Annotated in this window: 21 protein-coding genes; 12 read left to right on the top strand and 9 right to left on the bottom strand. The window is 48.6% G+C overall.

The window, feature by feature from the left end; all coding sequences use genetic code 11:
- Positions 1-21: 21 nt before the first annotated feature.
- Positions 22-2,733 carry a M14 metallopeptidase family protein gene (locus tag BGO59_RS05225; RefSeq protein ID WP_293681610.1) on the top strand — a complete coding sequence of 904 codons (2,712 nt, stop codon included), beginning with the start codon at positions 22-24 and terminating at the stop codon, positions 2,731-2,733.
- Between the two features lie 26 nt (positions 2,734-2,759).
- On the opposite strand, the gene BGO59_RS05220 is transcribed toward BGO59_RS05225, so the two are convergent.
- The 3 genes from BGO59_RS05220 to BGO59_RS05210 all read right to left on the bottom strand — a co-directional run bounded on the left by BGO59_RS05220 (position 2,760) and on the right by BGO59_RS05210 (position 4,722).
- Positions 2,760-3,362: a hypothetical protein gene (locus tag BGO59_RS05220; protein WP_293681607.1), complete on the bottom strand. Its 603-nt coding sequence runs from the start codon at positions 3,360-3,362 to the stop codon at positions 2,760-2,762.
- Positions 3,363-3,424: 62 nt separating this feature from the next.
- A complete protein-coding gene (locus BGO59_RS05215; protein WP_293681604.1) occupies positions 3,425-3,664 on the bottom strand; it encodes a DUF3820 family protein in 240 nt (79 codons plus the stop codon).
- Positions 3,665-3,693: 29 nt separating this feature from the next.
- The gene (locus tag BGO59_RS05210) at positions 3,694-4,722 is read right to left on the bottom strand and encodes an LD-carboxypeptidase (protein ID WP_293681601.1); all 1,029 of its coding nucleotides are present in this window, start codon (positions 4,720-4,722) and stop codon (positions 3,694-3,696) included.
- A gap of 252 nt (positions 4,723-4,974) precedes the next feature.
- Here BGO59_RS05210 and BGO59_RS05205 point away from each other — a divergent pair, with 252 nt between their 5' ends.
- The 4 genes from BGO59_RS05205 (at position 4,975) to BGO59_RS05190 (ending at position 8,827) form a co-directional block, all read left to right on the top strand.
- Positions 4,975-6,363, top strand: coding sequence for a DUF4403 family protein (locus BGO59_RS05205; protein WP_293681598.1), 1,389 nt, complete (start codon positions 4,975-4,977; stop codon positions 6,361-6,363).
- Positions 6,364-6,420: 57 nt separating this feature from the next.
- A complete protein-coding gene (locus tag BGO59_RS05200; protein ID WP_293681595.1) occupies positions 6,421-7,212 on the top strand; it encodes a zinc-dependent peptidase in 792 nt (263 codons plus the stop codon).
- Between the two features lie 68 nt (positions 7,213-7,280).
- Positions 7,281-8,072 carry a DUF1080 domain-containing protein gene (locus tag BGO59_RS05195; RefSeq protein WP_293681592.1) on the top strand — a complete coding sequence of 264 codons (792 nt, stop codon included), beginning with the start codon at positions 7,281-7,283 and terminating at the stop codon, positions 8,070-8,072.
- A 320-nt stretch (positions 8,073-8,392) separates the two neighbouring features.
- Positions 8,393-8,827 carry a VOC family protein gene (locus BGO59_RS05190; protein WP_293681589.1) on the top strand — a complete coding sequence of 145 codons (435 nt, stop codon included), beginning with the start codon at positions 8,393-8,395 and terminating at the stop codon, positions 8,825-8,827.
- Between the two features lie 82 nt (positions 8,828-8,909).
- Here BGO59_RS05190 and BGO59_RS05185 read toward each other — a convergent pair whose 3' ends face one another.
- Positions 8,910-9,212, bottom strand: a complete 303-nt coding sequence (locus BGO59_RS05185; protein ID WP_293681586.1) for a hypothetical protein — start codon at positions 9,210-9,212, stop codon at positions 8,910-8,912.
- 186 nt (positions 9,213-9,398) lie between these two features.
- Between BGO59_RS05185 and BGO59_RS05180 the strand changes: the two genes are divergently transcribed.
- Positions 9,399-10,709, top strand: a complete 1,311-nt coding sequence (locus BGO59_RS05180) for an MFS transporter (RefSeq protein ID WP_293681583.1) — start codon at positions 9,399-9,401, stop codon at positions 10,707-10,709.
- A gap of 6 nt (positions 10,710-10,715) precedes the next feature.
- Here BGO59_RS05180 and BGO59_RS05175 read toward each other — a convergent pair whose 3' ends face one another.
- Positions 10,716-11,207 carry a DUF6169 family protein gene (locus BGO59_RS05175; RefSeq protein ID WP_293681580.1) on the bottom strand — a complete coding sequence of 164 codons (492 nt, stop codon included), beginning with the start codon at positions 11,205-11,207 and terminating at the stop codon, positions 10,716-10,718.
- Positions 11,140-11,295: a hypothetical protein gene (locus BGO59_RS05170; RefSeq protein ID WP_293681664.1), complete on the bottom strand. Its 156-nt coding sequence runs from the start codon at positions 11,293-11,295 to the stop codon at positions 11,140-11,142. The genes BGO59_RS05175 and BGO59_RS05170 overlap by 68 nt, the downstream gene beginning before the upstream one ends.
- 311 nt (positions 11,296-11,606) lie before the next feature.
- On the opposite strand from BGO59_RS05170, the gene BGO59_RS05165 reads away from it, so the two are divergent.
- From BGO59_RS05165 to BGO59_RS05155, 3 genes are all read left to right on the top strand, one after another.
- Positions 11,607-13,403 carry a peptidase gene (locus BGO59_RS05165; protein ID WP_293681577.1) on the top strand — a complete coding sequence of 599 codons (1,797 nt, stop codon included), beginning with the start codon at positions 11,607-11,609 and terminating at the stop codon, positions 13,401-13,403.
- Between the two features lie 234 nt (positions 13,404-13,637).
- On the top strand, positions 13,638-14,345 hold the full coding sequence (locus tag BGO59_RS05160) for a glycine zipper domain-containing protein (protein ID WP_293681574.1): 708 nt from the start codon (positions 13,638-13,640) through the stop codon (positions 14,343-14,345).
- 179 nt (positions 14,346-14,524) lie between these two features.
- The gene (locus BGO59_RS05155; RefSeq protein ID WP_293681571.1) at positions 14,525-14,980 is read left to right on the top strand and encodes a nuclear transport factor 2 family protein; all 456 of its coding nucleotides are present in this window, start codon (positions 14,525-14,527) and stop codon (positions 14,978-14,980) included.
- A 68-nt stretch (positions 14,981-15,048) separates the two neighbouring features.
- Here the strand turns inward: BGO59_RS05155 and BGO59_RS05150 are convergent, their stop codons facing one another.
- Positions 15,049-16,284, bottom strand: a complete 1,236-nt coding sequence (locus BGO59_RS05150) for a multidrug effflux MFS transporter (protein ID WP_293681568.1) — start codon at positions 16,282-16,284, stop codon at positions 15,049-15,051.
- Positions 16,285-16,600: 316 nt separating this feature from the next.
- Here BGO59_RS05150 and BGO59_RS05145 point away from each other — a divergent pair, with 316 nt between their 5' ends.
- Positions 16,601-17,479, top strand: coding sequence for an arylamine N-acetyltransferase (locus BGO59_RS05145; RefSeq protein ID WP_293681565.1), 879 nt, complete (start codon positions 16,601-16,603; stop codon positions 17,477-17,479).
- On the opposite strand, the gene BGO59_RS05140 is transcribed toward BGO59_RS05145, so the two are convergent.
- Positions 17,436-19,334, bottom strand: coding sequence for a M1 family metallopeptidase (locus BGO59_RS05140; RefSeq protein WP_293681562.1), 1,899 nt, complete (start codon positions 19,332-19,334; stop codon positions 17,436-17,438). The two genes, BGO59_RS05145 and BGO59_RS05140, sit on opposite strands and share 44 nt — an antisense overlap.
- 169 nt (positions 19,335-19,503) lie before the next feature.
- On the opposite strand from BGO59_RS05140, the gene BGO59_RS05135 reads away from it, so the two are divergent.
- Both BGO59_RS05135 and BGO59_RS05130 read left to right on the top strand, forming a co-directional pair.
- The gene (locus BGO59_RS05135; protein ID WP_155297196.1) at positions 19,504-19,728 is read left to right on the top strand and encodes a hypothetical protein; all 225 of its coding nucleotides are present in this window, start codon (positions 19,504-19,506) and stop codon (positions 19,726-19,728) included.
- A 121-nt stretch (positions 19,729-19,849) separates the two neighbouring features.
- On the top strand, positions 19,850-20,140 hold the full coding sequence (locus BGO59_RS05130; RefSeq protein ID WP_293681557.1) for a PIN domain-containing protein: 291 nt from the start codon (positions 19,850-19,852) through the stop codon (positions 20,138-20,140).
- A gap of 66 nt (positions 20,141-20,206) precedes the next feature.
- Here the strand turns inward: BGO59_RS05130 and BGO59_RS05125 are convergent, their stop codons facing one another.
- On the bottom strand, positions 20,207-20,845 hold the full coding sequence (locus BGO59_RS05125; RefSeq protein WP_293681554.1) for a DUF892 family protein: 639 nt from the start codon (positions 20,843-20,845) through the stop codon (positions 20,207-20,209).
- Positions 20,846-20,995: the final 150 nt, after the last annotated feature.

Here is a 20,995-nt window from a genome sequence, read left to right as displayed (position 1 = left end):
GGGAAATCTACAACCTGAACTATGCTAAAAAACGTGTACTTACGCAGGCAATTGAGCCTGCTCATGATTGGTTTGTATCTGCTGACTGGTTTGGCAAGTATCGCTCAGCAAAAGCCCATTCCCAAACCTGAAGAAACGCTCGGTTTTCCAGTCGGAGCCGATTATAAGCTCGCTACGTATGAACAGGCACTGAGTTATTTCAAAAAGCTCGATGAGGCTAGCGATATGCTCAAACTGGTCTACGTGGGCGAAACTTCCGAAGGACGACCGTGGTATTTCGCTCTGATTTCGTCGCCCCAGAACCTGGCTAATATCGACAAATACCGCAGCATTGCGCAACGGCTGGCTCATCCGGCTGGCCTTACCGACGAAGAAGCGAAAAAACTATCGCTGGAAGGCAAGCCCCTGGTGCATATCGACGGTGGTTTGCACGCATCGGAAGTGGCTGGGGCACAGCATACTATTTCTCTGGCCTATGACATGCTCAGTAAAGCGTCGGAGCCGAAAACGAAGGCTATTCTGGATAATGTGATTCTGCTCCTGTGGCCGTCGCTCAATCCCGACGGCCAGACCATGATTGGCGACTGGTACAAATCGAATGTGGGTACGCCTTACGAAATTGCGCCACCACCGTTTTTGTACCAGAAATATGTGGGACACGACAACAACCGCGACGCCTATATGCTCAACATGATCGAGTCGCGGGTGGTGGCCCGTACCTGGCGCGAGTGGGAACCGAACATCATTTTTGTGCATCATCAGACCTCCCCGTTTCCGACCCGGATCTGGCTACCACCCTTTGCCGAACCCGTTGCGCCCCAAACGCCACCCATCATTGCCCGTGAGGTGAATATGATTGGAATGGCGATGGCGCAGGCGCTCGAAAGCAACGGACAGAAAGGCGCTACACACATGGGAACGGGCTTCGACGCCTGGTATCCGGGGTATATCGACTACATGCCGGTGATGCAGAATATCCCGTCGTTCTGGACTGAAACGGCGCTCTATAACTATGCGACTCCGCATTTTTACACCATCCGCGATTTCCCACAGGACAAAAAAGAGTTACGGGTCGAATCCTTGTATTCGAGTCCGTGGCCGGGAGGCTGGTGGCGGATCAGCGATGCGATGGCGTACATGGAAACGGCTTCGCTGGCTACGCTCGACTATGCCGCCAAATACAGCGATGTGCTGCTGTACAATCGGTATCAGGCTGGTCGAAACACCATCCAGAAGTACGAACAGGAGCCTCCCTACGCCTATTTTATTCCGCAGAAACAACGTGACTCGGTGCGGCCTGTTGAACTCCTGCGCCGACTGGCCTTTCATGGCATCCGAATCGGACAGTTGACCAAAGAAATTCAGCATAACGGCCACACCTACCCCAAAGGGACCTGGGTAATTCCGATGAATCAGGAGTATGCCGAACTGACCCGGCAACTGCTGGACGTACAGGTTTATCCTGATCTGCGGGAGTTTCCGGGCGGCCCTCCCGAACAGCCCTACGATGCAGCTGGCTGGACGTTGCCCCTGCAATTTGAACTGAACGTTCAACCCGCCATGACGCCACTCACGGCCGATCAGAAAGCCGCCATTCAGCTGGTATCAGGTACGGCCAAAGACTGGCAGAAGGATGATAAAAAAGATGCGACACCCGCCGATTTTGTGGCGGGTATTGGCTTCGATACGAATCCGGTTTCGGCCGGGATCAACGCTCCGGAAGGGCGGTTGACGGGTTCGGGAACGACTGCGCTGGTAAGCCCTATTCAGAATAATTCGTTCAAGCTTATTGGCCGGGCATTGAAATCGGGCGGAACCGTTAAGTTCCAATCGGATAGTCAGCGGTATGCCGTCAGTGGCGTTAATACTACTACGCTGGAACAATGGGTGAAAGATCTCGGCATTACGGCTGAACGCACAGCCAACGCCAGTGGAGCAACCGTAAAGCCCCGCATTGCCCTCTACAAGCCCTGGACGGCCAGTATGGATGCCGGTTGGACCGAATGGGTGCTGGAGCAGTTCGACCTTCCCTTTGCGACCATCACCAATACCGATATGCAGGAAAATGATCTGAGCGACCGTTTCGATGTAATTGTGATGGCTTCCGATCGACCACAAACGATTAAAAATGGGTTTGCAAAGGGAGCGGTTCCGCCCGCTTACGAGGGTGGTTTAGGGGAATTGGGTAGTGCTAGTCTAACCAAATTTGTGAGCCAGGGAGGAACACTCGTTTGCCTGAACGCCAGTTGTGACTATGCTATTGAGGCCCTGCATCTACCCGTCAAAAACGTAGTTGCCGGGGTCGCTCGCAAGGATTTTTTCACGGGTGGTTCATTGCTTGAAGTCGAAACTGACCCAACGCATCCGGTGATGGCAGGGATGCCTGGCAAAGCCGCCGTGTTTGTGGACGGAAGCCCGGTTTTTGCCACGCTTGACGGATTCAAAGGGCAGGCCTTGGCAAAGTTTGCCTCCACGGGATCGCCGTTGCGGTCAGGCTATCTGCTGGGCGAAAAATACCTGCAAGGCTATGCGGCTTCGCTGGATGTGCAGCAGGGGAGAGGGCATGTCGTTCTGATCGGGTTCCGGCCGCAATGGCGTGGACAGCCGTTGGGAACATACCGGGTTCTACTAAACTCAGTGCTGTATGGTGGCGACGTAGCGAAAGGGAAATACGGGACGCCCGATTTCTGGAAATCTCCTTCTCAGAAGCCGAAAGACGAGGACAAGAAGTGATAGGTGCGATACGGCTACTTACTGGGTTAGCCGAAACGGGATAGTTTATAGGTACCGTCCTTCTCAAAGATAACTAGAGTACTCCCTCCGCCCCCCGTACTGAATCGTCGATTTCCTTCATTTCGCTTTCTATTGATATACGGAAGAACATCACTTGTCCAGCGTCTTCTAGTGGTTGGGCGCGTGAATACTCGATCGCCAATAATTTGTTCCAGACAACGGTTTAGAACAGCTTTATCGGCTGTCGTTTTTACGACACGCCCTGTTGAATCAGCATCATAAACTAAAATAATATCCCCTCTAAAGTCGGAGAACCGTAAAGGGGGGTTGTTTTTGTAAATATCGTCAATCGTAGCAGAAAGTATCCAACAGAGCTTATTTTCGGAGTTATGGAATTCGTATAAATGGACAATGCCTTTATCATAATTCGTATTAAACCATTGTTCTTTGACACAGTTCTGAATAAACTCAAAAAGGATTTTTTGTTTTATTGAGTCAGTCGCTATCGTGACTTGCTGTACGTCTGTACAGGGAGGAGGATTGCCTTGCTGGGCGTAGCTGTTGCTTAAAAATAGACAGCTTATAATAGGTAGCAATATTTCAACAATTAGTCTAGTGGGTATGTTCATAATGCCTTAATAAGGGCTAAACGGTACTGTAATTAATTGGCTTCGTTGCTTCGTTTATAAAATTATCCTCTTCTCTGAATCCGGGTCAATTCGTCCAGCAAGTAGTCTAGTCCGTTCAATTTGATTTCGTACATGGTTTGCAGTAGCATACCCAGTTTACCCGCTGGAAACCCTTTTTGGGCAAACCATTCCAGATACGAAACGGGCAACGCCCGAATCAACTGGCCTTTATATTTGCCAAAAGGCATCTGATAATGAAGTAATTCCTTGAGTAATTCGGGGTTTCCGTGTTCCTGAGTCATAAGATGGGGTTAGGCGTTAAACAAGTACGTTAACTGACTGCCGATTCCAGCAGTCGGATGGTCCCGGCGGTTGCGTCAATTTCGGCGTCGATACCCAATGGGACGGTAAATTTATCACGGATGTGGCCGATCATCGCACCCGAAAAAGCCGGTTTGTTCAAGGGGATGATGTGTTCGGTCAGAATGTCATCGAGTGTGAGGGAGCCGTAGCCACCGTTGCTAGGGTTGCAATCGCTGCATTTGCCGAACACAAACCCGGCTATCTGGTTCAGAATACCTGCCAGTTTAAGGTGGGTTAGCATCCGGTCTACGCGGTAGATGTCCTCGTGTGTGTCTTCCAGAAATAGAATGGTATTTTTCCAGTCGGGTAAGTAAGGCGAGCCAATCAGGTGACTCAGTACGGTCAGATTACCGCCCACCAGACGCCCCCGCGCTAAACCAGGCCGCAAGGTGGTAATTCGGTCCTGTACCTGGGTAAGATTGTCGCCTTTTTCAGTTGGGTTACGCATCGTCAGCGCTTCGCCATCCATCAGGAGCCGTTTGAACCAATCGACCGTATAGGCATTGAACGTCGCTGATCCCACCGGGCCGTGTAGCGTTACCAATCCGGTTTTGGCGTATATAGCCAGCAGTAAGGCCGTTACGTCGCTATAGCCGATGACTACTTTCGGATTGCGCTGAATCAGGTCATAATCCAGCAACGACAACAACCGTGCGCAACCCCAGCCGCCATGAATGGCCATAATGGCTTTCACGCTCTGATCGTTGAAAAAGGCATGTAAATCTGAGGCACGGTCGGCATCGCGGCCAGCCAAGTAGCCGTATCGGTCGTAAATATGCGGTCCGAGTTTGGTTTGGAAGCCAAGTGCCAATAGCGATTCCTGAGCGATTTTTACCGTTTCCTGACTGTAGGCGGGTGCGGCCGGACAAAACAAACCAACAGTGTCGCCTGGTTTTAAGCGAGCGGGTTTGATAAGGGCCGGAGGAGTTGCTGCAGGAAGTAACGAAAGAAAAGGGGCCAGGCTACCCGCCTGTAAGAACGAACGACGTGATGGCATACGACTAGTGAATTCAAGTTCAGAAAGATAACCGAAAGCACTGATATGACACGCAGGCTGAGACGATTCGGCGTATTTTTTCGATTCGTTTTGTGTATGTTTCTAAGCATGGTGCCATAAACCGAAGAATTGAACCGCCCGTTCAAAGGCTGGCTTTCAGGGGTCTTTGGTACAGACAGAAAAACAACTCGAAACAAGGACGGTTATTATTGATTGAACATGCGCTTTTTAGGCTGGCTAGTTCAATCAATAATGACAAAGTCACCATCACTACTTCATGGATGTTTCAGTTTTGTAATGGTTCTGCTGCTGAGCCATTGCCAGACCAAAAAAGCCCAGCCTCCACAGGCCGAAGGCTTCGATCCGCCTATACCCGAAACCATGTCGTATGTAGCCGGACCAATCGTTTTTCAATTAGGCGAACTTCAGGAGAAAATCAACCGGGAGTTAGATCCGGTATTGATCGGCAAGCAAACAAAAGACGGTAAAGTAAAAGGCTTTATGTCGTTTCGGGTCAAACGGTTAGGTCCTGTTCAGGTGCAGTATGCCAATCAGAAAGTCAGCTTGTCGGCTCCGCTGCAAATGTGGCTTACCAAACCCTTCAGTAAAGATACGACTCCCCCTAAAAAGCCATTTTGTGCGCTTCACGTTAATTTTCAGACCCCTATTCAGGTAACCTCTAACTGGCGACTCAACAGCCAGACCAAATTCACTGACTACACCTGGATTAAAGAGCCGGAAGTACGTGTGCTGGGCAAAGAGATTTCATTGGCGAAGGTTGCCCAGGACATCCTTGATAAACACCGGACGGATATTGAAACCATGATCGATTCGGCTATTCATCGGGATTTAAGGCTCGACAACATGGTAAAGCCGATCTGGCGTGACTTACAAAAACCGCTGCTTATCAACCGAGATTATGGCCTGTGGCTGGTGCCGATACCCGTTAGTGTAGCGGCTGGGCCCGTCACCGGTGATGCCCGCCAGTTGACGACCCACATCCGCATGGCGTTTCGGACGAAAACCGAACTGAAACCCAGCCCACCCGTACACCCTAAAACGGAACTACCCCGGCTACAGAAACGCGACACGGTTTCGCAGGTGTCCGATTTACACCTGATGAGTTTTATTCCCTATGCCGATATTAATCGCATCATGAAACTCACCATCAGTAAACAGCCCAAAAAAATGGCGTTAGGGTCGGTTACGGTAAAAGGCGTGTCGGTGTATGGAGCGCAACAGGCTTTGATTGTGAAAGTCGATATGGATGGACTGGTCGATGGGCCGGTTTATCTGCGGGGAAGGCCCGAATTTGATACCTTAACCAACACGCTGAACGTGAATGATCTGGATTTCGATGCCCAAACCAACAACTGGTTGGCCAGGAGTACTAAACCCGTCTGGCACAAACCCTTACAACTCATACTGAAGCAGTTGCTGACCATTCGGTTGGGAGACGACATTGCACAGTTGCCTCGCAAAATTAACGAAGCTTTCGAGAGTGGAGGAGCGGGGAAAAAGACCGATCTGAACATTCATTCGTTTCGGTTTGTACCCCAGAAAATAGCCATCCGACCCGATGGTATTCAGGCCCTGATTAAGGTTGAATCACAGGTTGGTCTAAAAATCAATCAGTTATAAACAGTCTTGGCCTGGCTTAGCCTGTTAGCGTGACCAGCTTACAGTTAATTTTACGCAATGGTTTTTCTAATAAGTATACCTGTTTTATTGCTGCTGGGCTGGGTTATCTGGCAGTATGCCCGGCCCCGAACGATCGATACGTCGGCCATTGCTGCAACCTATCCGCAACTTTTGCAGCAACATGTGGCTTATTATCGGTCACTGCCTGATGATCGCAAGAAAGAATTTGAAAAGCGAGTGGCTCATTTTTTGAGCACCGTCCGCATCGAAGGCGTTGGAACGACGGTCGACGAACTGGATAAAGTGCTGGTTGCCAGTAGTGCTATCATTCCCATATTTGGATTTACGGATTGGTACTACCCGCTCACGAACGTATTGCTGTATGCCGACCGATTCAATGAGGATTATCAGACTGAGGGCGATAATCGAATGATACTGGGCATGGTAGGCGAAGGGGGAGCCTTACAAAGTACAATGGTTTTGTCGAAACCAGCTTTGCATGAAGGCTTTGCCAACAAAACCAGCAAAGGAAATACCGGTATCCATGAGTTTGTGCATCTGCTGGATAAGGTCGATGGGGCTACCGATGGTTTACCGGAATACCTACTGGAAAAAGACCACATTAAACCGTGGCTACAGCTCATTCACAAAAGTATTCAGGACATCAGGGCCAATCGGTCGGACATTGATCCGTATGGTATCACAAACGAAGCGGAGTTCTTCGCCGTCGTGTCGGAATATTTTTTCAAACGACCTGATCTGTTACAGGAAAAGCACCCGGCCCTGTTTGCCCGACTGGAAGAAATCTTCCATCAGAATCCACTCGCTAATGATAAGACAGTAAGCTGAGCCGAAACGGGTAAATACAACCAATTAGCGGCTTATGGTAACACATATAAACCCGTCGCTATTTTCTCATGAAACTCGTTGTTGTGAAGTCATCCATGATTCGTCAGGCTCTTTTACTCACCGCATTGACCGGCCTTGTCTTGACAAAGTCGCTGGCGCAGATTGGCGTTGGGGCGAAACCTGCCAAAGGAGCCGAAGTGCTGTTTGACGGTTCCCGGAAAATGCTCGATGAGAAATGGACCTATTGGGAAGGCCCACGACTGGCGGCCACGTTACCCATCAAGTGGAAAATAGAGAAAGACCCAGCTGGGCCGGGTACAGTTATGAATACCAACGACCCAGCGGCTGCGGGGGGGAAATATGGTTCTGCGGATATTGTTACGAAAGAGACCTTCCGCGATTTTCGACTGCATATCGAGTTTTACATCAGCAAACCCGGTGGTAATAGTGGGGTGTATTTGCAGAATCGTTACGAAATTCAGGTATTGGACGGCGACTCCACCAGCCATGGCCTGGCGGCAGTAATCAACGAAACGCCATCGCCGTATTATGCCTACAATGGCGTTGGGAAGTGGAATGCGTATGATATTCAGTTTCGGGCCGCTCGATTTGAAAATGGCAAGCGGGTCGAACCGGCTATGGTAACCATGTACTTCAACGGTAAAAAGGTGCATAGCAATCAGAAAATCAGTCAGGTATGGGGCGGGCCTAATTCCGGCATTGATGGGGGCAACGACGGCGGCAAAGGCATTACCGACACGCCCGGCGGCTTAAAACTCCAGGCCGAAGGCCACGACGTATTCTACCGTAATATCTGGATCAAGCCCCTGGATCTGAAAGCCTCGAATACGGATTTTTGATTAGTACTAGTGGCGAGGGCTGGGCCATCGGAATGGTGAGTAGTAGGACAAAAGCTGACTCCTCTGCTGATTATGTCCTTTCGGAAAGATAGATGAATAAAAGGCGTATCGCGGGGCATTTAGGCTTTCTGAGAAGGTAAAATACCGCATATTGAAGGGTGTGCTTTTATACGATATACAGTTAGTAGACCCTTTAAAATACAGGGGCAGAGGTGCGCTGTGAGGTTGCCGCAATCGACCCGTTTATTGCCGCATTTACCCTCCTCCTTTTTCGGGCTTTCGAGGTATTTTTGTTACGTAAACATCAAATACAACTACGTATGGCAACGAAAATCTTTGTAAACCTGCCCGTTAAAAACCTGCAAAAATCCGTCGAATTCTTCACACAGGTGGGGTATACATTCAACCCACAGTTTACCGATCAGAACGGTACCTGCATGATTATCAGCGAAGATATCTATGTGATGCTGCTCGTTGAGCCGTTTTTTCAGGGCTTTACCAAAAAAGAAATCGTAGATACCTCAAAAGCTGCTGAGGCAATTCTCTGCCTGTCGGCCGACAGCCGCGAGGGGGTCGATGAACTGGTGCGTAAAGCCGTTGCGGCAGGTGCCACCACGCCCGGCGAGGCCGATGATCAGGGTTTTATGTACAGCCATGGCTATCAAGACCTGGACGGTCATTTGTGGGAGATTATTTACATGGACCCCAGCGCTATCAATCAGGAACAGCCAGCCGCCGAAGCCGGTGTTTCATGAGCGAATCGTATCCGGTGCATTCATGCAGATTGCCTATAAACTAAACTCCCCTGACCAGCATCTCGGTCAGGGGAGTTTAGTGTTAACTTTCAACAAATTCTCTATCTTCCAGAATCTGCACAACTTCAATAAGCGATTCGGTTTCGAGATCATCCCAGGTGAAGATCTCGTCAATTTTATTGTCAATAATATACGCTAACCCCTGTTCGGTGATCGCATTTAATTCCTGACCTTCGTATTCCCATTCTTCGGTCAAAGTTGCTTCAGCCATTACCTCGCCATGTTGATTCGTTACATTCGCACGATACAATTGGCTAATCATTGTTTTGATTTTTGTTCGAAAATCTTCGAGTTCTTCCTGCAGCGTAGATGTACTTTTTTTCATGGCTGTTTTTAAAGGTTGATTGTGAATGACTTATTTTGGTGAGTTGTCCCTTAGACGGGCTGCTGTAGGAATAGTCTCATGCTGGCCTGCATTATTTTGTATCTTTTAATTTGGGCGCAGGCGGAGGGGGGCGGAATACGTGTTGATTGGCTCTGCGCTGGCGAAAACTTGATAAAGTCAGGTATTATGAAAACATTTTATGCCGTCTTGGTAAATTCACTGACGGCTTCGTTAACCAATAACTCAGTGTGGTTTGCGATTACGTTTTGGGTGTATCTGGAAACTCAGTCGGTCGTGGCAACGTCCGTTATGGCAGGCGTTTATTCGGGTACGGTGGCGCTATCGGGCTTTTTTCTGGGTTCCCTGGTCGATCGGTATAAGAAGAAGCGAGCGATGCTACTCTCAAGTATTGCATCGCTTGGGCTGTATGCGCTTGCCCTGACTATTTATTTAACGACCCCCCAATCGACATTTACGAATCCATCCAGCCCTATTCTCTGGGTATTTGTGGTGGTGTCGCTGATGGGCGCAATTGCCGGGAACATTCGCTCCATTGCCTTGTCGACGCTGGTTACGGTATTGATTCCAGAAGAAGGTCGGGATAAAGCCAATGGACTGGTCGGAACAGCCAACGGCGTATCGTTTCTGGTTGCCTCAATTTTTAGTGGACTGATTATCGGATTTCTGGGCGTTTTCTGGATGCTTGTGCTGGCTATTGGGCTCACCTTCCTGGCGGCTATTCATTTAGTGTCGCTTACCATACCCGAGTCCGGAATTGCCCACGTTGACGGACAAACCAAACACATCGACATTCCCGGAACGATACGGGTTCTGCAAGGGAGTCAGGGGCTGTTTGCACTGATCTTTTTCAATATGTTCAACAACTTCCTGGGTGGTGTATTTATGTCGCTGATGGATGCGTATGGCCTGTCGTTGGTGTCGGTGCAAACGTGGGGTATTCTGTGGGGTGTACTGAGCCTGGGTTTCATTATGGGTGGATTGGTTGTTGCTCGGGTTGGTTTGGGTAGCAGGCCGCTTCGAACCCTGTTTATCAGCAACATCGTTATGTGGACGCTCTGCGTTTTCTTCACCATTCAGGCGTCGATTATCTTGCTGGCGATTGGTATGTTTACCTATCTGTGTCTGATTCCGGTTGTTGAAGCGGCTGAGCAAACGATATTGCAGAAATTGGTGCCGCCCGAACGGCAGGGACGCGTATTCGGCTTTGCACAAAGTGTAGAAGAAGCGGCATCGCCCATAACCGCCTTTATGATTGGGCCCATCGCGCAGTATATTTTCATTCCGTTTATGACCACTGGTGTGGGCGTTGACCTGATCGGCGGCTGGTTTGGTACAGGCAAAGACCGGGGGCTGGCATTACTGTTTACCGTAACAGGTCTGATTGGCCTGTTAATTACCATACTGGCTATGCGTTCCCGTGCGTATCGGCTGTTGTCTGAAAACTATCAAAACCAGGCCACCGAATCAGTTGTATAAGGGTAACTATTTATCAAAGGATTCGGTAAATCGGTTCCGTATTTCCTCCTCTGCCGGATGGTTATTTCGAAAAAGGACAGAGGTATAAATTCTGTTTTCGTGATCCGTAAAATCAAGTTTGACGAACTGGGTTGCCCCAGCCTTATGATACCACCTATGGAATAGTCTGCTGCGGGCTATTTGCTGGTCATTATCCAGGCTACAGACATAATTGATAACCGCATCGGGTAAAGCCTCAAACGTTAAAAGAATGGCCCTGATAACGGTTTGTTCAACACGTGGGTCTTTTTGCTTGACCAGCCCGGCTATAGGCGTTATAGAGAAAGAGAATATTGCATGGGCAAATGACGATTCAGACACATAGCCCGCGTCATTTGTAAACCGAATGGCGTACGTTGTACCGAATTCTGTTTCAAAAATGAAGCCTTCCTCAACGTTCTTCAGTGGGTATGGTAAAGGGCTTAACGAACTTAACCCCAACTGGTTTTTTAGACTCATCGCCACTTTTTAGGTATTCCTCAATTTGCTTTTTGCGCTCTAACATTTGCTTGGCGATGTTTTTCGGGCGCTCTGCTGTCGTTGCCATGATGTTTAGCTGCTTATGTAACTTAATTTGTGTTAAAGGTATGAATTATAAATTGAAATACGAATCTATCGTGCCCGTTACTGTCGAACATAAAACAAATAGATAAGGTGCGGTAAGAAGGCTTACCATTTATCCAACTATAGCTCCGTTAAAGAAGAGCTTATTTCATCGCATTTGCGACGTTCACTATCTTGTTAACGTTAACAAGTTTTAGCAAACGACCAATACCAATTCAAACCGGGAAAGACGTTATAGATGAATACATCAAGTCATCATAAATAGTCCTTCATCCATCGAGAATAGTATAGTACATGAAGATCATACGCCTTTTGATTCCGGCTGTTGCAGTCCTGTTTTTTCAATCTGCCATTGCCGACCCAACTACGCCCTTACGCTATGAGGTCAACCTCAACGACCGGGCCGACGACCAGTTTAAGGTAACCCTGCACGTCAGAGGCTTAACTGATGGCAATGCCATTTATCAATTTGCATCTACCGCACCCGGAACCTATCAGATTATGGATATTGGCCGATATGTTCGGTCGTTCAAAGCCTTTGACGCCAAAGGGCGTGAGGTGAAAACAGAACAGATTTCGACCAATCAGTGGAAATTGGACAAACCCGCTCAGGTTCGGACGGTTCGGTATAGCATTGCCGAAACCTGGGATACGCCCGTCAATGAGCACAAACCCTACAATATGTGTGGTACTTCCATCGAGCAGGATCACGTACTCATCAATGGGCAGGGCGTATTCGGCTATCCAACAGGGATGCAGGCAACTCCTATAGAAGTTAAACTCAACTATCCGACCGATTGGACTGTCGGTACGGCGCTGGAAAAAAACGAAAAAGGAAATTTCGTAGCTGCCAACTACGACCGGATTGTCGATTCGCCGATTTTGCTGGGCCGCTTGACCAAAGCGAGTACTACGGTGGCCGGGGCTCAGGTAGATGTGTATACCTACTCGAAAACCGATAAGATCAAGTCGGATCAGTTGCTGAACAATATGCAGGCGATGCTTACGGCAGCCGGGAAGTTTCTGAAACAGTTGCCCGTAAAACGTTACACGTTTCTGTACCACTTCGAAGATCAGGACTGGGGGGCCTGGGAGCATTCGTACAGTTCGGAATACGTGATTCGGGAGGAGGAGTTCTCGAAAAAGCTGGCCGATAACATGACCTCCATTGCGGCTCACGAATTTTTCCATGTGGTTACGCCACTGAACATTCACAGCGAGATCATTCAGCAGTTTAATTTCGTAACCCCTACACCATCAGAGCATTTGTGGCTGTACGAAGGCGTAACCGAATGGGCCAGCGATGCTATGCAATTGCGGGATAAACTGATCGACCTGCCAACCTACCTGAATGAGCAAACGCAGAAAATCGTTTACGATAAAAGTCTGGACACCACCTATAGCCTGAGCAAGCTTGGACTGACCTGTTATACCGACGAAGGACAGCGACAGTACGGCAATATTTACGCCCGTGGGGCACTCGTAGCCGGTTTGCTTGACATCCGTTTGCTAGAGTTGTCGAACGGAGCGCGGGGGCTGCGGGAAGTGATCAACGAACTGGCTACAGAGTTTGGCCCGAATAAAGCGTTTCCTGAGAAAGAGTTCTTCGATCTGTTCACGAAGAAGACGTATCCTGAAATTGCGGATTTCTTCAATCGTTATGTGAAAGCTGCCGAGCCGTTGCCGTTTAAAGAGTATTACGGTAAACTGGGAATCAACTACATCCCCGCCATGGACGGTGGAGAGAAAGTGCCCACCCTGGGTATGAAGGCATCATTTAACGGTTCGAAGTTTGTATTGTCGAAGGTACCGGAAGCACTGCAAAAGGCGGGTATCCAGGAAAATGACGAGTGGATTGCCTTCAATGGCACAACTGTCAACATGGATAATGTCGCGAAAATTCAGGCGGACATAAAACAGTTGAAAGCGGGTGATCCCTACAAAATTACCATTCGGCGGAATGGTCAGGACAGCACGGTTGACGCGACTATGCAGGAAAAGGCAAACATCAAACAATTTGTCTTCGAGGTGAACCCTCAGGCTACCCCGCAACAGGTGCAACTCCGTGAAGTCTGGATGCGGAACCTGTAAAAAAATCGCCCGTTCATTTGTCGCCGGATCTGCCCAACATGAGCAGATCCGGCGTTTTTTTTTCTTGCTGTTGCTAGTCTGCGATTCAATTGCAGATGAACCGTTTTGACTATATGGGCGAAGTGTATCTGATTAAACCTTTGGGTGTTGAGATCGTCTTACAGAAAACAATGACGTAATCGTCTGGGTTATTTGGACATTACCATCCATCGTATCCATTAAACAGAAACTGTTATGAAAACCATACATCAGATTGTTGCCCTGGTTGGGTTGGCAGTCATTCCCTTCAATCAATTTGCAGAGGCTCAGGCCGTGAAAGGCTGGGGGTCAGGTACAAAAGGTGCTGTGATTGGCGCTGGTGCTGGTGCCGCTCTGGGAGCCATCATCAATAAACAGAACCGCGTTGTGGGCGGTGTAGTTGGTGGCGTGGCCGGTGGTGCAGCCGGATACGCCATTGGTAAAAATGCAAAACGACGCTGGAGCCCGCAGGCAAAAGGCACAGCTATTGGTGTCGGTGCTGGAGCAGCTGCCGGGGCCATTATCAATAAGCGGAACCGGGCTGTTGGGGGTGTCATTGGTGGGGTAGCCGGGGGCGCTGCCGGTTATGCCATCGGTAAGCATATCGATAATAAGCAAAAAGCGGAAGCCGCCCGAATTGCTGCGGCCGAACGGGCAGCTGCCCAGAAAGCGGCTGCTGACCGCGCTGCCGCCAACCATGCCGAACAGGCCAGAGCCGTGGCTCAGAAAACAGTTCCGGCAACTCAGACCGTTAGGCCGGGTATGGAGGCTGTAGCAGGTGCTCAGGGGCAACCCGTTAGCCTGGTCGATACAACGCAGGTGGTCGCTTCTTATGTACTTAAGTCGGGTTTTCTACCCAATGATACCTACGGTGACCCTTCATCGCCGTATCCTACCTCCGAATATCGTCGGAAAAGCTGGTAGGCTTTCGTCAAAAACAGTAGGGCAGGGTTAGGAGTTGTCAGAAAAGACCAACTCCTAACCACGTTCGGTCATGCCTAATTCATTGGAAATAGGCAGTTTATCGGTCATGTACATAATTGGCTGGCCTGCCTGGTCAGCCAGCGTACCTGATGCATCATTCACCTAAAAAACGTTATGTTATGAAAGCTTTTAGTTGTGCACTGCTCGCAGTTGTGCTGTTCTCTTCCTGTTCAAAGTCCGGCGAAACGGTCAATATTCAGGATCTTAATCGGCAGTTTATTGACGCCTGGAATAATAAGGACTCGTCTAAGATAATCTCATTTCTGGCCGACGACGCCCATTTTCTGCAGGGCAACACCCATTTCAAAGGGAAAGGGGAAGTAGCGGATAAATGGGTACGTGAAACTTTACCCACGCTATCTGACCTGAAAACGAATGTGGTTAGTTCAGGCACCGATACACAAACCGCTTACGAAGCCGGCACTTTCTCGGTCGATGTATTGCCGTTGAACCCAAAAGACCCCCATGCCTACGGCGAGGGAAACTACATTCTGCTCTGGAAAAAAGGGTCTGACAATAGCTGGAAACTCAGCTACGCCCAGCTTGAAGATTTACCCGTCCAGGTGAAGAATTAAGGAGAGAGATTTAGTGTGGTATTGAACAAAAGCTCCCGAACGTTTTAACTGTTCGGGAGCTTGTCCTTTCAGAGCATTACTTCGGCCATCGGCTCATCAACATCCGTTCGTCTGCGTCGATGTTTGATTGCCTGGCTGCCCAGCAGAAGGATAAATAAGCTACTGACCACGCAGGCTGTCATGACACTGACCATCGGAATGGCGGTGTTGTTGTGGAAAAAGCTTACAGCTCCCGAAACGCAGGCACCAATTCCCATACGAAAACTACCCATAAGGGCGGCCGCACTACCGGCATGGCGTTCAAACGGTGCCAGCGAAAGGGCCGAGGCATTAGGCCCCGTTATATTCTGACCGCACAGAAACAGGAACAATATTGTAATGAGTCCGTATTGGCCATACCAGCCTGCCCAGGTCCCAAATACCATAATCAGCCCAATAACCGATTGATAGAGTAGGGTAGCGAAAATGATCTGCTCACTGGTAAATCGTTTCAGAAAAAGGCGGTTCAACTGAGTGGGCGCGATAACCGCGATGGACAAAAACGCAAATATCCAGCCGTACTCCTGGGGACTCGTATGGTAGATATTGATGAACACGTCGGAGGAACCCGCCAGATAAGCAAACGGAGCGGCTGTGGCAACGCCACCTACCAGGGCATAGGTCAGAAATTGCGGTTGCTTCAATACCATCAGAAAACTGCCTAATACCGCTTTGGGCCGCAGAGAAAGCGATGGGTCGGCGGGTTTGCCATCTGGTAAAGCAAAGTAAGAACTGACCAGAATCAGCACCGTAATGACGGCCAGAATGATGAAGATGGAGTGCCAGCCGAGTAGTTCAGAAGCATATCCGCCTACAGTAGGGGCTATCATTGGCGAAACGGCCACAACCAGAATGAGCAACGAGAAAATCTGAGCAATCTGATTAACTGGAAACAGATCGCGAACCAGTGCCTGAGCAGCTACCAGACCTACACAGCCACCCAGCGCCTGAATGAGCCGCATCGCAATCAGCGTTTCGATAGAAGTAGCCATTGCGCAGCCAAAGGATGCCAGAACATACACCGCCAGACCCGCATACAAAGGGAGCTTACGCCCGAATCGGTCCAGAAGTGGACCATAGAGAAGTTGGCCGACCGAGATACCAATCAGGTAGGCCGTTAGTGATAACTGAACCTGAGCAATAGACGTATGCAGATCGCGGGCAATAGCTGGAAAGCCCGGCAAATACATGTCGATGGAAAATGGACTGATCGTGGACAACGTGCCCAGAATCAGGATGATAACAAAATGCTGTCGGCGAGTCATTCGCTCAGAAGGGAGGTACTTATCTGTATAGACGCTCAGACGTTTCCGATTGTTCCACCATCGGAAATATTGTTAGGTTTTCTTTAATTGATAGCGGCTACGTCTGAATAACGTAATTGGGCAGTTGAACCAACGATTCATACACTTCAGGCAATACGGGATAGACAACCGTCTCGGAGAAACCTAATTTGCATTGTGATAAATCCTCAAACACACAATGTTGAACCGCAAGGACGCTAAGGCGCAACGAATTATTACTAATTGATTCGTTGCGCCTTAGCGTCCTTGCGGTTCAAAAAACCATAAAACAACATCGATGAACGTCAACGCTTACCTAACCCGAATCCACTACGCTGGCCCCGTAGACGTTTCGCTTGAAACGCTACGAAATCTACACTACCAGCATCTGCTAACCATACCCCTCGAAAACCTGGACATTCACTATGGCCGGGATATTGTGCTGGATACCGATGCCCTGTTTATTAAGCTCATTACAAAAAAACGTGGCGGGTTTTGTTACGAACTGAACGGCCTTTTCTGCGAATTGCTCCAGGCAATTGGCTTTTCAGCTAAACTGGTGTCGGGGCAGGTCTATGAATCGGGAAAAGGATTTAACGATGAGTTCGATCATGCAGCCATTATCGTTCATCTGAACGGTATCGACTGGCTGGTCGATGTAGGGTTTGGTCGTCGGTTTCCACTTTACCCAATAGCTATTCAACCCGGTAAGATTCAGGAAGATCGGACGGGTCAATACACAATCACGTCCTACAATGCCGACTACTGGGTCGTTCAGCATCAGAATGAAACGGGTAACTGGGCTCCTGCCTACCTTTTTACTACCATTTCGCGGCAACTGACCGACTTCAGAAGTATGTGCCGCTATCATCAAACGTCATCGGCATCCTACTTTACGCAGAATATGCTTTGTACGCTCGTAACGCCAAACGGCCGGATTACCCTTACCGACGACAAATTGAAAATTACAGAGCAGAGCCGGGTAACTGAACAACCTGTCGATGATGCGGATGACTTTGAGTATCTGCTGGAAACTTACTTCGGCATTCGGATGAGTTGGGACATTTACGCCCTCCGTCCCGAAGTCCTGTTGTTTGCCATACAGGCCAGTGATTCTAGTTTCCGAACTCCGGTCAATGGGCTGGCCAACTATTATTTTTCGCATCCGCATCCATAAACACACCACCCGTTAAGTTCACCGACTGAAGTTTCTTCTTAATTGGGAGCTTGACCATAGCCTGTTTCTGATTAGCCTGCCAGATAGCTGGAGTCTGATGGAAAGTTTCCTTTGTACCATCGGCAAAGGTGACCACTATATCCACTGGTACGGCAAATCCACCGATGTTTTGTAGGGTAATGGTTACCTGTGATGCTGACGATTCTACCTTCTGAATGGCCAGGTCGATGTAATTATGGCTGAAGAACCAGTTATTCCAGAACCAGTTGAGGTCTTTGCCAGATGAGCTGTTGAAGCTGAAAAACATGTCCCAGGGGGTTGGGTGCTTCCCATGCCAGCGGTCGATAAACGTGTGCAGGCTTTTTTTGAATTCGACATCGCCGAGTAAATCCTTGAGGGCTAAATAGCCCAGTGCCGCTTTACCGTATTCGTTGTTGCCGAGCGCTGCCCCACTCAGGATGTTAGCGGGCGTGATGATGGGTAGATCCTGCTCGGCCGATGGGTCTTTGATCCAGCTATTGACCCGGAAATTCAGGAAGTTTTTCGTCGCCTGCTCGTATCCCAGATCGGCCTGACTAATGAGGTATTCGAAGGCAGTAGTCCAGCCTTCATCCATAAAGCCGTAGCGGGTTTCGTTGACACCCATGTAAAATGGGAACCAGGTATGGGCCAGCTCATGCTCGGCCACGAAGCGCGAAAAATTCAGATCGGGCGTGCTGCTGTCGTTGACCAGCATCGGGTATTCCATATCGGCAAACCCCTGCACGATGGTTGTTTTCGGATAAGGATACGGAACGCCGGGAAGGTTGTTCGAAAACCAGTCGAGTGCATGCCGTCCGAAGCGAACCATCTGGTGAAAGTCGGCCGCGTTATCCAGAAAAGCCGCCTGCACACTAGCCCGTCGGTTCGTCTTTTTATCGACTACCACACTGGATGCATCCCAAACGTAGTGGTTACTGATACACAGCGCCATATCCGGTACATTACTCGCTTTCCATTTCCAACTGTTAACGGCCTGCTGAGCCGTGACCTTCCCGCCCGTCATATCAGCCAGCGTGGCTATATGCATAACCGAATCGGTAGTCATCGACTCATTCAGGCGTTTAGCGAAAGCGGGTTGTAATACCTCGGCGGCATTCTGTAAATCGCCCGTTGCCCAAACTACGTAGTCTTTAGGAACATTGACGGTGAGCGTATAGTCGTTGAAGTCATTGTAAAACTCCTGTGCTTCGGTAAACGTGGTACGATCCCAGCCGTAATAGTCGTCCATAACTGCTATGCGCGGATAGAAATACGCCAGAAAGAACGTCGTTGAGTCGAGCATACCTTCCCGATTACTTTCCAGCGATATATCGAAGTGCCAGTCGAAGGAAAGTTTTACAGAATCGTGGGGCATCAGTGGTTTAGTCAGAACAACCTGCCGCCAGGTAGCCGTACCAGCATCCCGCCAGTTTTTGGTAGCCCCGTTTTCTGCATAACGGTCGATGTGTATACCCGATGTCAGGTAATCGGGCGAGGCTGGGGCCTGTCGGATGGCACCCGGTTGATGACTATTGAGAAAGAGCTTAAAAACGAGGATAGTAAGTGTATCGGGACTGTTGTTTGTATAGGTGATGTCTTCCGTTCCCCGAATTGTCCGATTGGGTGGCGTTGCCGTAACAGTGATAGCATACCGGGCCGAGTTTTGCCAGTAGTTTTTGCCGGGCTTTCCATCCATCGAGCGGGTGCCTTTCTGGTATGCCTGTTTGATATTTCGTGGCATATATAAACTCTGGGCCTGCATAAGGCCTACGCTGGTGGCTATCAACAAAGTAGCCATCAACGGTTTCCTGAAGGCAAATGGACTGATTCGCATACTGATTATGACTAAGAATACGTGCAAGCTACTAAAAAGCCGAAAAGTCGATGCTCAAATTTGGAAGAGCGGTAAGCGTAATAAAGTTGATCGGGAGGCTCATGAAATCGGTTATGAAACGTTACAGAATATTTTGTGGTTTTACTCGTACTACTAAAAAAAGATCGCCATGGAACAGTCTGCTTTATCAATGCCTTCTGGACGATTAAATCCATTACAAGTTAGTTTACTCCGACTTTTTAATCGAGAAATGACTGATGACCAAGTGCTTGAATTAAAGCGCGTATTGGTTCAGTATTATTCAGAGCGATTGAAGGATGAAGTAGAACTAGCTGTAGTTGAGCGCAGCTATACACAGGCCGATTTTGACAATATGTTAAATGAGAACTCCTGATGTTACGGATTGTTGTCGATACAAATTGTCTTTTAACGTCTATCTCTCCTCGTAGCTCATATTAAAACTTTATCGACTATTTGAGCGTGAAAAGCTTGAGTGGGTAGTCAGTAATGAAATTTTGACGGAATATGGCGAAAAGCTAATTGAAAAATATTCGGTACAAACGGCTGATCTAGTGCTGACTATTCTGACACTTGCCCCCAATACATTATTTCAGGAAGCTTATTACAACTGGCAGCTTATTGAAGAAGACCCGGACGATAATAAGTTTGTAGATGTTGCTATTGCGGCTGGGGCAGATTATCTGATTACGAATGATAGTCATTTCCGTGTGATGAAGAGACTTGTATTTCCTAAAGTCAACATTGTTTCTTTAACTGACTTCTTAGATATGATTTCCGAAGATTAATAAGCGTAAAAAAACCGGGAATACGAGTAAACTCGTATTCCCGGCGAAAATCCATTATACAATTGCTTATACGCCCAGTGGGCCGCCCAGGGTAACATTCGTACCAGCGCTGGATGTGGAATGGATACCCGCATGATGGCTGCCTGGGTGATGTTCCTCTTCTTCCTTAGAGCCTTTATTGATGAACGATTCGGCCAGGATTGTCAATTTCCGGTCGGTTTCCTTTTCTTCTTCCAGTGTCATCGCCAGCAGTTCGGCCGATTGCGTAAAATCAAGCACATGAGCCAGCGTTAGTAAGGAGCCATAGATAGCGATTTCATAATGTTCGATAGCCTGTGCGGCAATAATCAGTCCGGCATCGCGGGTAAGCGAGCCTGATTCTGTATTGTCAATAACCCATTGAGCATCGTGGATTAATCCGTCGATTGCTGCTGATCTATGTTCCTCGGCCCTAATGCCGATAATTCGGAATATCTCTTCCAGTCGTTCAACCTGTTTTCGGCTTACCTCCTCATGATAGGCAAAAGCATTACCTACTTCGTCGGTTGTGCTGGCTTCAGCCTGATGTGCTAATGCATCGACTGCTCGCTTTTCAGCATAGTATACACTTTTCAGGTTAGTGATAAACAGGTCACGTAGCCCTTCATCAGCAGTGGAGTCGTTTCCACTGAAAAAACTCGCAATTCGTTCTCCTAAAGAGGCCATATCACTTTATTGTTAATGTAAATTAAATGATTAACAATGATGGTATCTAAATCTGTGCCATGTGGTGATAATCAGCAGGGTATTGATTGATAAATGTCAGAGTGGTACTATTTTTCCACAGTTATTGTGGGGAATTGTCGCTTTGTGGTA

The organism is Spirosoma sp. 48-14, from assembly GCF_001898575.1.
Classification (GTDB): Bacteria; Bacteroidota; Bacteroidia; order Cytophagales; family Spirosomataceae; genus Spirosoma.
Note: the sequence above shows the minus strand (reverse complement) of the source record. Positions and strands in the feature narration are given on the sequence as shown.

Excerpts from the sequence above, each read along its gene's own strand:
- BGO59_RS05225 (WP_293681610.1), top strand. The coding sequence starts at position 22 with ATGCTAAAAAACGTGTACTTACGCAGGCAATTGAGCCTGCTCATGATT.
- BGO59_RS05220 (WP_293681607.1), bottom strand. The coding sequence starts at position 3,362 with ATGAACATACCCACTAGACTAATTGTTGAAATATTGCTACCTATTATA.
- BGO59_RS05215 (WP_293681604.1), bottom strand. The coding sequence starts at position 3,664 with ATGACTCAGGAACACGGAAACCCCGAATTACTCAAGGAATTACTTCAT.
- BGO59_RS05210 (WP_293681601.1), bottom strand. The coding sequence starts at position 4,722 with ATGCCATCACGTCGTTCGTTCTTACAGGCGGGTAGCCTGGCCCCTTTT.
- BGO59_RS05205 (WP_293681598.1), top strand. The coding sequence starts at position 4,975 with ATGACAAAGTCACCATCACTACTTCATGGATGTTTCAGTTTTGTAATG.
- BGO59_RS05200 (WP_293681595.1), top strand. The coding sequence starts at position 6,421 with ATGGTTTTTCTAATAAGTATACCTGTTTTATTGCTGCTGGGCTGGGTT.
- BGO59_RS05195 (WP_293681592.1), top strand. The coding sequence starts at position 7,281 with ATGAAACTCGTTGTTGTGAAGTCATCCATGATTCGTCAGGCTCTTTTA.
- BGO59_RS05190 (WP_293681589.1), top strand. The coding sequence starts at position 8,393 with ATGGCAACGAAAATCTTTGTAAACCTGCCCGTTAAAAACCTGCAAAAA.
- BGO59_RS05185 (WP_293681586.1), bottom strand. The coding sequence starts at position 9,212 with ATGAAAAAAAGTACATCTACGCTGCAGGAAGAACTCGAAGATTTTCGA.
- BGO59_RS05180 (WP_293681583.1), top strand. The coding sequence starts at position 9,399 with ATGAAAACATTTTATGCCGTCTTGGTAAATTCACTGACGGCTTCGTTA.
- BGO59_RS05175 (WP_293681580.1), bottom strand. The coding sequence starts at position 11,207 with ATGAGTCTAAAAAACCAGTTGGGGTTAAGTTCGTTAAGCCCTTTACCA.
- BGO59_RS05170 (WP_293681664.1), bottom strand. The coding sequence starts at position 11,295 with ATGGCAACGACAGCAGAGCGCCCGAAAAACATCGCCAAGCAAATGTTA.
- BGO59_RS05165 (WP_293681577.1), top strand. The coding sequence starts at position 11,607 with ATGAAGATCATACGCCTTTTGATTCCGGCTGTTGCAGTCCTGTTTTTT.
- BGO59_RS05160 (WP_293681574.1), top strand. The coding sequence starts at position 13,638 with ATGAAAACCATACATCAGATTGTTGCCCTGGTTGGGTTGGCAGTCATT.
- BGO59_RS05155 (WP_293681571.1), top strand. The coding sequence starts at position 14,525 with ATGAAAGCTTTTAGTTGTGCACTGCTCGCAGTTGTGCTGTTCTCTTCC.
- BGO59_RS05150 (WP_293681568.1), bottom strand. The coding sequence starts at position 16,284 with ATGACTCGCCGACAGCATTTTGTTATCATCCTGATTCTGGGCACGTTG.
- BGO59_RS05145 (WP_293681565.1), top strand. The coding sequence starts at position 16,601 with ATGAACGTCAACGCTTACCTAACCCGAATCCACTACGCTGGCCCCGTA.
- BGO59_RS05140 (WP_293681562.1), bottom strand. The coding sequence starts at position 19,334 with ATGCGAATCAGTCCATTTGCCTTCAGGAAACCGTTGATGGCTACTTTG.
- BGO59_RS05135 (WP_155297196.1), top strand. The coding sequence starts at position 19,504 with ATGGAACAGTCTGCTTTATCAATGCCTTCTGGACGATTAAATCCATTA.
- BGO59_RS05125 (WP_293681554.1), bottom strand. The coding sequence starts at position 20,845 with ATGGCCTCTTTAGGAGAACGAATTGCGAGTTTTTTCAGTGGAAACGAC.